We start from the raw sequence: 12,869 nt of genomic DNA on the forward strand, positions 1-12,869 counted from the left end.
CCAGAATTAAAGCGCTTACGTTTCAAAAAATTAGTAGAATTCATAATACTATTTTAATTCATTTCTCGCCCTTGTCCAATTGTTTAATATCATTTAAAATGTTTGTAGTAGGAGACAAAGGAGGTTATAAAACCTTGGCTAATCAAAATCAACCCACAAAAAAGAAAAAGTCTAAACGAGAAAAACGCATGAAATTTATCATTTATTTGATGATTCTGTCCATGTTTCTTTCTTCTCTTCTCGCCGGAGCTTCTTTCTTTTTATAATAATTGTTCTTTTAAGCCTGTACTGCAGGCTTTTTTATATAGCATCTGAATTAAACTACGGTACTTCTTCTGCTTTTAACTGTTCCTTCTTTTACAAACAAAAAACCGAGCATAATTTTGCCCGGCTTAAATTCCCATCCATTTATTTATGTGCTCTTTTTCCCAGTTTTCGTAAACCTTCTCGAAATCAGTATCTTCCTTCGTAATGACAATATCCGTCCCTTCTTCAACAATGGAATACAGCTTCTCTACTTGTTCATTTTCCATTCGGATGCACCCGGCTGACACTGCTTTCCCTATGGAAGAAGGATCATTTGTACCATGAACGCCGTAAATTCTTCCATCCGTACCTTTCGCGTCAAAACCAATCCAGCGGCTCCCAAGGGGATTCTCGGGGTCACCACCCGGGATATCTTTCTTTCGATAATAAGGATCAATCGCTTTCACCCTGAATGTGAATTCCCCTTCAGGAGTAAGCTCTTCTGTTCTTCCAGTAGCTACTTGCGATTGAAAGACTTTCTCTCCATACTGATAAGCAGCAAGTTCATTATTTGATTTATTAACTATCACTAAAGTTTCATCCGTGACGGCGGGAGGGATAAATAAGACTGCCAATGCAAAAAACATATTAAGGAAAAGCATCGTTTGTTCATCCTTTTTTCAAAGTATGCCTCTCCGATTTAAGGTTATACATCGCTTTTCTTAAAGGAACGTTTAATAATGAGATACTGTTCGATCTCGTTTAACAGATGAAACAGACTTGCCCTTTTCTCAAATTCTTCTCTGGTTGCCGGTAAATCGTCCTCACGGAAGTCCTCACGCATTTCCTTTAATTTCTGCAAATAAATAACGGCTGTATTGCCGGGATGAATTCCCTCCGATAACTCATCAAAAAACTTTGCAATGACTTGAGCATGCTTGTTGTCCCCCCAAAGTCTTGTAACGAGTGGCAGCATACGCTCTAACAATTCAAATTGCTTCGTCCGCATATGGAAATAATGATAATATTTGTTGTGGGTGCGCAACAAATGATTCTCCACATCGCGGAATGATAAAGACTTTGCTTCTTCTAACAGTGCTGCTGTATCCGTAAGCTCCTTACCAGCCCAACCTTCATTTCCGTCACGGAGAAATCCGGCAATTTCTTTAAGGATCGTCGAGAAGTTCTCTTCCACTTCTGTTTGATAATTTTCAAGCTTTCCTTCTAAACTCGGCATATACAAATTGAGCAGCAATGCTGTACCGATCCCAACAATTATTAATAAAAATTCATTGAGAATGATACTCCATCCGATTGGTTCCGATATAAATAAATGAAGGATAATTACCGAGCTTGTTACAATACCAGGAGTAATTTTCAGCCAGACGGTTGTTGGAATAAAGGCAAATAACATGAGTCCAATAGCTAATGGATTATATCCAATTAATTCAAAAAACAGAAAAGAAAAAACAATCGCAACCATACATGCTGAAAAGCGATGCCACGCCGATAATATCGAACGTTTTCTCGTTATTTGTATACACAATATTGTTAATATCCCTGCTGAAGCAAAATTTTCAAGCTCTAATAGCATTGCGATCCAAATCGCAACCGGCGTTCCTACTGCCGTTTTGATTGTGCGATAACCAATCTTCACCAATTCATTCCACCTTAATTTAACCATTCTACAAAAAAGAGGACCTTTGCATAACAAAGATCCCCATTTCTGGTAGTGTTACTTATACTTCTTCACAATATTCCTCAAACTGCCGTTGTAACTTTGCAATGACTTCCATCGGTTCAAATCCTTCAATATCATGTCGCTCTACCATTGTTTGAATCTTACCGTCCTTTAGTAAAGCAAAAGAAGGGGAGGAAGGAGGATATCCTTCGAAATACTCACGAGCTCTTTCTGTGGCTTCGCGATCCTGACCGGCAAACACAGTAACAAGCTGATCCGGGCGTTTATCGTAATGCACTGCATGAGAAGCAGCAGGGCGTGCCACCCCGCCAGCACAGCCACAGACTGAGTTAATCATGACCAGTGTTGTCCCATCTTTATTTAAAGCGGCATCCACTTCTTCTTTTGTAGTAAGTTCAGTGTAACCAGCCTCTGTAATTTCTTCACGGGCTTTCGTTACCACATCGTTCATAAAAATATTGAAATCCATATAGATCATGGCCCCTTTTCTTAGTACTACACACAGTTTACCAATATTTAAGCAGCCTTTCAATTCAAAGAACATAATAAAACCCCTGCATGAAGCAAGGGGTCAAAATTTTAATAGACAGAGGTATGTTCTTTAGTCATATTCTCAAGGATTTCTTTCACTCGGGCTAAGAAATTGCCTGCTACGAGGCCATCCAGAACACGGTGGTCTAAAGATAAACAAAGGTTGACCATGTCACGGGCCCCAAACATCCCATCCTGAAATACAGGTCTTTTTACAATCGATTCTACCTGCAATATCGCTGCCTGGGGAGGATTGATAACACCCATGGATTGTACTGATCCGAACGATCCTGTGTTGTTCACAGTAAAGGTTCCGCCTTCCATATCCTTGGAAGTAAGTTTACCCTGTCTAGCTTTGCCGGCCAGAGTTGTTATATCTTTCGCGATCCCTTTAATGCTTTTTTCATCAGCGTCTTTAATAACCGGCACAAAGAGCTCGTTTTCCTTCGCGACAGCGATGTTCAGATTAATCGCTTTCTTCTGAATAATCTTATCTCCGGCCCAGGTGCTGTTTAACTGTGGATACTCCTTTAAGGCTTGAGCAACAGCTTTAACAAAGAAGGCAAAAAAGGTTAGGCTGTATCCTTCCTTCTCCTTAAACTGGCTTTTTAAGGAATTTCTTAATTCTACGAGGCCGGTGACATCCACTTCCACCATCATCCAGGCGTGGGGGATTTCTGTCGTTGATTTCACCATATTTTGGGCAATTGCTTTACGCACGCCGGTAACTGGAATTTCACTATCCCCTTCATCCGTACTTATACTACCCGCAGCAGTCCCCGCACCGGCTGAATCGCTTTTCTCCGGTTTTGGTTCTTCTGGTGAAGGAGTTGGAATCTCCCCTCTTTCAATTATTTTTTCAAGGTCTTTTCTCGTAATACGTCCCCCGCGTCCAGAACCTTCTACGAGATTTAAGTCGATGTCATGTTCCTGAGCCAGTGTCATTACTGCAGGAGAGTAACGTTTCTTGCTCCCTTGTTCCTTAGTTGAAGTCTTTTGCTTGACGGGCTGTGAAGGTTGTGAGGTTTCCTTATCCTGTGTGTCCTCTTCAACAATTTCTTTTTCTACAGGGGATTCTTCTTCACTTCCAGCACCTTCAATTTCGATATAGCACATCAGCTCACCAACTTCAATTGTATCATCCTCTTGAGCGATTAATTCTTTTATCGTACCGGTATAGGATGATGGCACCTCAGCATTCACTTTATCTGTCATAACCTCTGCTATGGGATCGTACTTATTTACTTTGTCACCAGGCTGTACAAGCCAGGAACTGATCGTCCCTTCTGTAACACTTTCCCCAAGCTGAGGCATATTGATTTTTTCCAACCCCATGGGAACGCCTCCTCTACATTAAAATTCCGCTAAATCTCTCATAGCTTTTTCTACTTTATCAGGATTCATCATAAAGTATTTTTCCATCGTAGGTGCATATGGCATAGAAGGAACGTCCGGCCCTGCTAACCTTTTAACCGGAGCATCCAATTCAAATAAACAATTCTCACTAATAATTGCTGACACTTCTGAGATAATTCCGCCTTCTTTATTATCCTCAGTAACGAGCAGTACCTTGCCAGTCTTTGAAGCAGCTTCTATAATAGCTTCTTTATCAAGGGGGTACACTGTTCGCAAGTCAACTACATGGGCTTCTATCCCGTCCTCGGCCAGTTTCTCTGCTGCCTGTAAAGCGAAATGGACACACAATCCATAAGTAATCACCGTGATATCCGAACCTTCCCGTTTCACATCCGCTTTACCAATTGGGAGGGTATAATCTTCATCCGGTACTTCGCCTTTAATCAAACGATAGGCTCTTTTATGTTCGAAAAATAGAACAGGGTCATTGTCGCGGATAGAAGCTTTCAGCAATCCTTTTACGTCGTATGGTGTAGAAGGCATGACGATCTTTAACCCTGGTTGATTAGCAAATACCGCTTCTACTGACTGAGAGTGATAAAGTGCTCCATGCACTCCTCCACCATATGGTGCTCTAATCGTCATAGGCACCGACCAGTCGTTATTAGATCGATATCTTGTCTTTGCCGCTTCGGAAATAATCTGGTTTACAGCAGGCATAATAAAATCAGCGAACTGCATTTCAGCGACAGGACGCATGCCATACATCGCAGCCCCAATTCCCACACCGGCTATAGCTGATTCAGCCAACGGTGTATCTAATACCCTTGCTTCTCCAAATTCCTCATAAAGTCCATCAGTAGCGCGAAAAACACCGCCGCGTTTTCCCACATCTTCCCCAAGGACAAATACTTTCTCATCACGCTTCATTTCTTCTTTCAAAGCCTGTGTTACCGCTTGAATATAAGATATTACAGCCATAGTTTTTCCCCTCCTTACTCTTCATAGACATAGTGCAACGCAGATTCAGCTTCAGCATAAGCAGCGCTTTCTGCATAATCAGTAGCTTCATTGACAATTTGATCTAACTCTATATTGAGTTCCTCTTCCTTATCCTCGGTTAAAATCCCCTGATCTCTCAAATATTGAGCAAAGGTAAAAATAGAATCCTTCTTCTTTGCTTCATCTACTTCTCCGCGTTCACGGTACGTACGATCATCGTCGTCACTTGAATGAGGAGTCAAACGATAAGAGACTGCTTCAATCAAAGTAGGACCTTCTCCTTTTCTCCCTCGATCGGCTGCTTCCTTTACCACTTCATAAACAGCTAGCGGGTCGTTACCGTCAACGGTATGACCAGGCATGCCATACCCGATTGCACGGTCTGACACTTTTTCACAAGCTAATTGTTTAGAAACAGGAACGGAAATCGCATATTTATTATTCTCAACCATAAAAATGACAGGAAGTTTATGAACACCTGCAAAATTGGCCCCTTCGTGAAAATCACCCTGATTAGAGGAACCTTCTCCAAAGGTAACTAAAGAAACAAATTCTTTGTTCTCCATCTTTCCAGCCAGTGCTATACCGACAGCATGAGGTACCTGGGTAGTAACGGGCGATGAGCCTGTTACGATTCGGTTTTTCTTCTGCCCGAAGTGGCCTGGCATTTGTCTTCCACCTGAGTTAGGATCTTCTGCCTTTGCAAACCCCGATAACATTAAATCTTTGGCCGTCATACCGAAGGCAAGTACAACTCCCATGTCGCGATAGTATGGAAGTGCGTAATCCTTTTCCCGATCCAGAGCAAATGAAGCTCCAACTTGTGCAGCTTCCTGCCCCTGACAAGAGATGACAAACGGTATTTTGCCGGCTCTGTTTAAAAGCCACATTCTTTCATCAATTTTGCGTGCCAATAACATTGTACGGAACATATCCAGTACTTCGTCATCATTTAAACCCAGCGATTTATGACGATTTTCAGCCACAGGAATCCCTCCTTTAATAATTAACCGTGAATTTGATTTCCATCAACAGCCATGGCAGATTCACCAATTGCTTCGCTTAGTGTCGGATGAGGATGAATGGTTTCAGCAATCTCCCAGGGAGTAGCATCAAGAACTTTAGCCAGTCCCGCTTCAGTTATCATATCTGTCACATGAGGACCTACCATATGAACCCCCAGCAGGTCATCACTGTGTTTATCTGCAATAATTTTTACAAACCCTTCAGATTCTCCAAAAACAAGTGCCTTCCCATTTGCCTTAAATGGAAACCTGCCTACTTTCACCTCATACCCTTGATCTTCGGCCTGCTTTTCTGTTAAACCAACACTTGCCGCTTCTGGATTAGAGTAAATACAACTTGGTACCTGGTCATAATTAATAACGTGCGGGTTTTTATCAGCCATATGTTGCACCGCTGTAATCCCTTCATGAGAAGCAACATGTGCCAGCTGCATCCCACCGATAACGTCGCCGATAGCATAGATGTGTGATTCCTTTGTTTGATAATATTTGTTTGTTTGAATCACACCATTATCCAATTCAATATCTGTATTTTCAAGTCCGATGTTTGTTACATTCGCCGAACGGCCGACAGAAACGAGCATACGATCGGCTTCAAAAGTATACGTTTCCCCATTAGATTCACCCTGAATAACAACGTTTCCGTCTATCTTCAGGCTTTCGGATAACACACGAATATCTGTTATTACTGTAATCCCTTTTTGTTTCATATGTTTCATAATTTCCTTTGAAATATCTTCATCTTCTGTCGGCAAAATAGTTGGTAAATATTCGAGTACAGTAACTTCAACTCCAAAATCAGCCAGCATCGATGCCCATTCAATACCAATTATGCCCCCGCCGACAATAATAATCGAATCAGGGAGATCCTGCATGTTGAGTGCTTCATCTGAAGTCATAACATAACTGCCATCTACTTCAAGTCCGGGCAGCGTTCTAGGAGAAGAGCCCGTTGCTATTAATACATTTTTCGGAATAAGCATTTCATTTTCTTCTCCGTTATTCAACTCCACGGAGATTGTTCCTGCTGAAGGAGAAAAAATAGATGGTCCTAATATGCGGCCAAATCCTTCATATATATCAATTTCCCCTTTTTTCATTAAACCCTGTACACCTTTATGTAATGTATCTACTATCGCTTGCTTGCGCTCCTGAACCTTAACAAAATTGAGCACAGGAGAATTAGTTTCTACACCGAACTCTTCGGCTAGCTGGGTCTGGCGGAAGACCTCTGCACTTCTAAGCAATGCTTTAGAAGGAATGCATCCACGATGTAAGCATGTTCCTCCCATTTTCCCTTTCTCTACAACTGCAACTTTTAAACCTAGCTTGGAAGCGCGGATAGCTGCTACATATCCACCTGTACCTCCACCCAGTACAACTAAGTCATATTCTTCTGCCATTCTTCTCGACTCCTTTTTTATTCAGCAAAGTTTGGATAATGTTTAGGAAGTTCCTGTTTATTTAAAACACGCAGCGTCCCTTCATTTAACGCTTCAAGTTCATTTTCTCCAGGGTAAATAAGGACATCCGATATCCAGCTTACTCTCTTAGAAATAGCTTCAGTAAAGGCTTTTCCATAAGCAAGTCCGCCCGTTAATGCTATAGCATCCACGTTTCCTTCAAGAACCGCACTCATACTGCCGATTTCTTTAGCAATTTGATAGGACATTGCCTCATAGATTAATTTAGCTTTTTGATCACCGTGATCGATCATCTTCTCTACTTCCACTCCATCATTAGTATCGAGATAAGCCATCAACCCGCCATGACCAACCAGTTTTTTCATGATTTCTTCCCTATAGTACTGACCTGAGAAACACATGGAAACAAGATCTCCAGCCGGTACCGTTCCTGCTCTCTCCGGGGAAAAAGGACCATCTCCGTGAAGACCATTATTCACATCGATCACTTTACCGTCCGCATGGGCGCCGATTGTAATTCCTCCACCCATATGAGTGACAATGAGCCGTGATTGATTGTATGACTTACCTAAGTCTTCTGCAGTCCTCCTGGCAACAGCTTTCTGGTTTAACGCATGGAAGATACTTTTGCGCGGGATTTCCGGAACGCCTGAAATGCGGGCGATTTCTTTTAGTTCATCAACGACAACCGGGTCAACGATATAAGCTTTTACGTTTAACTCTTTAGCAATCTCATTAGCAATGATACCGCCTAAATTCGAAGCATGTTCACCATTATACCCATTTCTTAAATCCTCAAGCATGGCTTCGTTGACTTCATACGTACCCCCCTCTATCGGACGCAGTAACCCCCCGCGTCCACAGACGGCACTTAAACTGGCTATATCGATACCTGCTTGATCTAATTCACTTACTATAACATTTTTCCTAAAGTCATACTGATCGATGATTTGATTAAATTCATTAATTTCTTCAGAAGAATGACGAATCGTCTTTTCGAAAACTGCCTCAGTGTTATCAAATACACCAATTTTTGTAGACGTGGAACCAGGATTAATCACTAATATACGATGTTTCTGCAAAACCTTTACCCTCCATTGACCTATCTTCTGCTCAATATGTGATGACCGTTTTGTAAGAATTGACTGCGGGACTGGCGCATGGATTCAATTCGCTCTTCAGCCATTCGATCGGCAGCTTTATAAGTAGGGATATGATCACGTCTTGAGATTTCAAATACTCTGGTAACATTATCATAGATCGTTTCTACTCGTTTCATAGCTCTGTCTTTATTATAACCATGCAGTTCATCTGCAACATTAATGACTCCACCTGCGTTTATAACATAGTCAGGTGTGTATACAACACCTTTTTCATGTAAAAGATCGCCATGCCGCGTTTCTTTAAGTTGGTTATTGGCAGCTCCAGCTATAACTTTTGCCTTGATTTGAGGAATGGTGTCATCGTTAATTGTAGCACCTAAGGCACACGGTGCATAAATATCGCAATCGACAGCGTAAATTTCCTCCGTACCTACAGCTTCCGCCCCAAAATCATCAACCGCTTTCTGAACAGCTTCTGCATTGATATCGGTAACTATCAGCTTAGCACCTTCTTCATGAAGGTGTCGACATAAGTGGTAAGCTACATTCCCGACACCTTGTACGGCAACAGTTTTGCCCTCAAGTGAATCATTGCCGAAACCTTCCTTTGCTGCCGCTTTCATACCTCGATAAACTCCGTAGGCCGTTACTGGAGATGGATTTCCGGAAGAACCAAATGCAGGCGAGATCCCTGTAACATAGTTTGTTTCTTCATGAATTAAGTCCATGTCCTGCACAGTAGTTCCAACGTCTTCAGCTGTAATGTAGCGGCCGTTTAGTCCCTGGATGTAGCGGCCGAATGCTCGAAACATCGCTTCATTTTTATCCTCGCGCGGATTTCCGATAATTACAGTCTTTCCTCCGCCTAGATTAAGTCCAGCTGCTGCATTTTTATATGTCATGCCCTTAGCTAAACGCAAAGCGTCTTCAATGGCTTCTTCTTCACTTCCATAAGTCCACATACGGGTACCTCCAAGAGCTGGTCCCAGAGTCGTATCGTGAATAGCTATAATCGCTTTTAAACCGGATGCTTCATCGTGGCACATTACTAATTGCTCGTAATCATACTGACTCATATACTTAAATATTTCCATTTGAAATTCCTCCCGATTATTTACTTGAATGTACCGCTAATGCTAGAGAATATACTTTGCTCTCTGCCGTATCAGATCTGGATGTAAGTACCACAGGTGCACTCGCTCCGCTTATAACAGCTGCTACTTTGCCTTCAGCGAAATACATAAATGATTTATAAAGAGCGTTGGCAACTTCGATTGTCGGGACCATCAAGACATCTGCATTGCCTGCAACGTCTGACTGAATTCCTTTTTGTTTAGCTGCTTCATGATTCACTGCATTGTCAAAGGCTAATGGTCCATCTACTATGCATTCCTTAATCTGCCCTCTACGATTCATTAGAGTAAGAGACGCCGCATCTACAGTTGCCTGCATAGCCGGATTTACGACTTCAACAGCGGCCAAAGGGGCAACCTTAGGCAGTTTCCAGCCTGATTGTACAGCTACATCGACGGCATTTCGTATGATCTGTGCTTTTTCATCTAAATTTGGAGCGATATTCATTGCAGAATCAGTTAAAAAGATGAGCCGATCCTGACTGGGAACTTCAAATAAAGCTACGTGAGATAAAATATTTCCAGTCCTTAACCCATACTGTTTATTTAGTATGGATGTAAGCAGAGTTTTTGTATCAATACTCCCTTTCATTACAATTTGAGCTGCACCTTCATGGACAGATTTCACCGCAGCAGGTGAGGCTTCTTCCGTTGAGCAGTCTATCATTTGAATTTGATTCTGCTCACTTAAGTCCAGCTCAATTTCATCAGCTATATGTTGAATCTTACTTTTGCTGCCTGTAAGGATGAAAGAGGCAAGGTTAAGATCCCGAGCCTTTTTAACTGCTAGCATCACTTCTTTATCAGCTGCCTGTGCTACAGCCACTTTTTTTAATGATTTGTTCTCTAATCTGGTGATCAATTCATTTAGAGATTTCACACTTATTCCCCTTTTTTGCATACTATGAAAATCCTTGCAGATCATCTTTGTCCAGCTGATACTTTTCAAGCTTGTAATACAAGTTACGGATTGAAATTCCAAGCGCTTTTGCCGTTTTTGTTTTATTGAAATTATGAGTCCTGAAGGCATCTGTTAATAAGCTTTTTTCATATTCATCCACTGCCTCCTGAAGACTCGACCTCTGCCAGGCGGCTTCCTCGCCAGTATGTGCCGCTTCCGCTTTTATCAATGTCGGAATATGGCTTTTTCTTATCACTTCTTCTGTATGTTCCATAAATATCATTGCTCGGCTGATAACATTTTCAAGTTCTCGAACATTGCCGGGCCAATCATAATCTTCAAGCTTTTCAAAAGCTTCCCTATCTATCGATATTACGTTTCTGCCGTAGTCTTCGTTCAGCTTCTTAATTAAGTGATTAATTAAAGGCTCTAAATCTTCTTTTCTTTCCCTTAACGGCGGAATGTAGATTGGCAGGCGGTTAAGCCGGTAATACAAGTCATCTCTAAACGTTTTACGCATAATTGCTTTCTCAAGGTTTATATTGGTAGCTGCAATCACCCGCACATCTACGACGACAGGCTTTGTGCCTCCTACCCGGACGATTTCTTTTTCTTGCAGCACCCGGAGAAGCTTGGCCTGCATAGGTAAAGTAAGTTCAGCTATTTCATCTAAAAAAATGCTTCCATGATTAGCTTCTTCAAAATACCCTTTCTTGCCTCCCTGCTTTGCTCCTTCAAAGGCACCATCCTCGTAACCGAACAACTCGCTTTCAAGTTGAGATTCTGCAATGGAAGCGCAATTTACCCGTATGAATTTATTGTGGCTTCGATTACTTTCATTATGAATCGCGTGGGCAAACAGCTCTTTCCCCGTACCAGACTCCCCTCGAAGAAGGACGGTAGCAGGTGTTTTCGCACCAACTCTTGCTTGTTCCAATGCTATAGTAAGCTCCTGGGAATCCCCGGTAATATCCGCAAATGTATATTTAGCTTCTAAACTTCTAATAATCTCTCTTGCTCTTTTTAATTCACTTGTTAACGACTGAATCTCTGTGACATCATGTAAAACTCCGACACTGCCTTTTACTTTTCCATCTACAATTACAGGAGCTACATTTACTAAGACATCCTTTTTGGACGGCCCTACCTTCATACGTACCCCTCGTACCGGACGTCTTGTATTTAAAACTTTCATGTGCATACTTTCGCCTTCAGAAATATCAACCGTCGCCGGCTTACCGATGACTTCATCTTCCTCAAGACCGGTGATTCGTGTGTAAGCAGGATTAATCATTAAACCGCTTCCATTTTCATCTACTACCGAAATTGCTTCATCGGAGGAATAAATAATCGCTTCCAGCATCGTTTTAACTTCTTTTAAATCCGTGATCTCTTCGGCAAGTTCAACAACTTCGGTAATATCTTTAAACACCGCATAAGCTCCAATTGGTTCCTGATCAGTACCGATTAAAGGAATACGGGTCGTAATAACTTTCTTGCCGTTTTCAATTTTCAGTTCTTGATTAATTTCTTTCGTTTTTGTCTCTAATAATTGGGGAAGGCCTGAAGCTGGAATAACATCTCTAACTTCCCTTCCTATAACTGTTTCCCGCGGTTTTCCTAGAATTTGCTCTCCGCTTTTATTTAAAAAGGAGACCTTTTCATCTCTATCAATTACAATCATTCCATCGTGAATACTATTTAAAATCATTTCCTGATTATTCGTCTGCTGTTTCAATTCCTTAAGAAGCGTTTCTTTCTCTTCTAACAGTTCGGAAGTAATATAAGCGACAGCACCTGGAATTACCACCGTATGCGCAGGACGAGCTGAACGGATTTGTTCAAAAACTTTTTCTTTTCCTGTTGCTTCAATAACAATATCAATACCTTTATGTAAAAATGCTCTCCAGTCTTCCCCGGTCGGTATTCCTAACGACTTCGCTTTATCTAAGCCAATGGCGTGCGGGTTTACATCTGTTATGGCGGCAACAGTCAGTTTCCCTGTTTCCCTTAACAATTTTAAGAGCGCTGTACCACCTTTTCCTGCTCCAACTATTAATACTTTTTTCATTGATTTCACACCCTGCAATTTTTTGCGCAATTTAATCGTACATTATTATGCACATTTTAGCAATAGTCAACTCTATTTTCAGTTATTCCCCGTTCTGATATACTAATGAAGGATTGAATCGAAAAAGGAGTATATGACATGCGGTTAATTGCTTTATTGCTACTTGTAACTCCCGGAATCATCGCGGTAATTGGGATTAAATTAATACGGGATTCTTTATTTAATGTCTTCCACCCGATATTTTTTCATGTCGTTATCCAGGGCATATTCGGCCTCTTGTGTGTGGTAGGCGGTATTGCATTTATCGGAGGATTTATTTTACATCGAGACAGAAAGAGAAATTTAACAAAAGGACGCTTTAAGAAAAAGTAGAGT

The 12,869-nt window shown here is 41.5% G+C and carries 13 protein-coding genes; 2 read left to right on the top strand and 11 right to left on the bottom strand.

What is annotated here, in order from left to right; translation table 11 throughout:
• Positions 1–134: 134 nt before the first annotated feature.
• Entirely contained in the window at positions 135–266 is a 132-nt protein-coding gene (prli42, locus tag C1A12_RS12385) for a stressosome-associated protein Prli42 (RefSeq protein WP_235001591.1), read from the top strand.
• A gap of 126 nt (positions 267–392) precedes the next feature.
• Here the strand turns inward: prli42 and C1A12_RS12390 are convergent, their stop codons facing one another.
• From C1A12_RS12390 to C1A12_RS12440, 11 genes are all read right to left on the bottom strand, one after another.
• Entirely contained in the window at positions 393–893 is a 501-nt protein-coding gene (locus C1A12_RS12390; protein ID WP_235001617.1) for a L,D-transpeptidase, read from the bottom strand.
• Positions 894–952: 59 nt separating this feature from the next.
• The gene (locus tag C1A12_RS12395) at positions 953–1,906 is read right to left on the bottom strand and encodes an aromatic acid exporter family protein (protein ID WP_101844184.1); all 954 of its coding nucleotides are present in this window, start codon (positions 1,904–1,906) and stop codon (positions 953–955) included.
• 79 nt (positions 1,907–1,985) lie between these two features.
• Entirely contained in the window at positions 1,986–2,423 is a 438-nt protein-coding gene (locus C1A12_RS12400) for a BrxA/BrxB family bacilliredoxin (protein WP_101844899.1), read from the bottom strand.
• A gap of 104 nt (positions 2,424–2,527) precedes the next feature.
• Complete coding sequence (locus tag C1A12_RS12405; RefSeq protein ID WP_101844185.1) at positions 2,528–3,814, bottom strand: dihydrolipoamide acetyltransferase family protein; 1,287 nt, start codon at positions 3,812–3,814, stop codon at positions 2,528–2,530.
• 18 nt (positions 3,815–3,832) lie between these two features.
• Entirely contained in the window at positions 3,833–4,816 is a 984-nt protein-coding gene (locus C1A12_RS12410) for an alpha-ketoacid dehydrogenase subunit beta (RefSeq protein WP_101844186.1), read from the bottom strand.
• A gap of 14 nt (positions 4,817–4,830) precedes the next feature.
• A complete protein-coding gene (locus C1A12_RS12415; protein ID WP_101844901.1) occupies positions 4,831–5,769 on the bottom strand; it encodes a thiamine pyrophosphate-dependent dehydrogenase E1 component subunit alpha in 939 nt (312 codons plus the stop codon).
• A 74-nt stretch (positions 5,770–5,843) separates the two neighbouring features.
• Positions 5,844–7,265, bottom strand: a complete 1,422-nt coding sequence (lpdA, locus tag C1A12_RS12420) for a dihydrolipoyl dehydrogenase (protein ID WP_101844187.1) — start codon at positions 7,263–7,265, stop codon at positions 5,844–5,846.
• 17 nt (positions 7,266–7,282) lie between these two features.
• Positions 7,283–8,368: a butyrate kinase gene (buk, locus tag C1A12_RS12425; protein WP_101844188.1), complete on the bottom strand. Its 1,086-nt coding sequence runs from the start codon at positions 8,366–8,368 to the stop codon at positions 7,283–7,285.
• A gap of 20 nt (positions 8,369–8,388) precedes the next feature.
• The gene (gene bcd / locus C1A12_RS12430) at positions 8,389–9,483 is read right to left on the bottom strand and encodes a branched-chain amino acid dehydrogenase (protein WP_101844189.1); all 1,095 of its coding nucleotides are present in this window, start codon (positions 9,481–9,483) and stop codon (positions 8,389–8,391) included.
• A 16-nt stretch (positions 9,484–9,499) separates the two neighbouring features.
• Positions 9,500–10,423, bottom strand: a complete 924-nt coding sequence (gene yqiS / locus C1A12_RS12435; protein ID WP_101844190.1) for a phosphate butyryltransferase — start codon at positions 10,421–10,423, stop codon at positions 9,500–9,502.
• A gap of 1 nt (position 10,424) precedes the next feature.
• Positions 10,425–12,494, bottom strand: coding sequence for a sigma 54-interacting transcriptional regulator (locus tag C1A12_RS12440; protein ID WP_101844191.1), 2,070 nt, complete (start codon positions 12,492–12,494; stop codon positions 10,425–10,427).
• A gap of 138 nt (positions 12,495–12,632) precedes the next feature.
• Between C1A12_RS12440 and C1A12_RS12445 the strand changes: the two genes are divergently transcribed.
• Positions 12,633–12,866 carry a DUF2627 domain-containing protein gene (locus tag C1A12_RS12445; RefSeq protein ID WP_101844192.1) on the top strand — a complete coding sequence of 78 codons (234 nt, stop codon included), beginning with the start codon at positions 12,633–12,635 and terminating at the stop codon, positions 12,864–12,866.
• Positions 12,867–12,869: the final 3 nt, after the last annotated feature.

This window comes from Halobacillus sp. Marseille-P3879 (assembly GCF_900240285.1).
Classification (GTDB): domain Bacteria; phylum Bacillota; class Bacilli; order Bacillales; family Halobacillaceae; genus Halobacillus_A.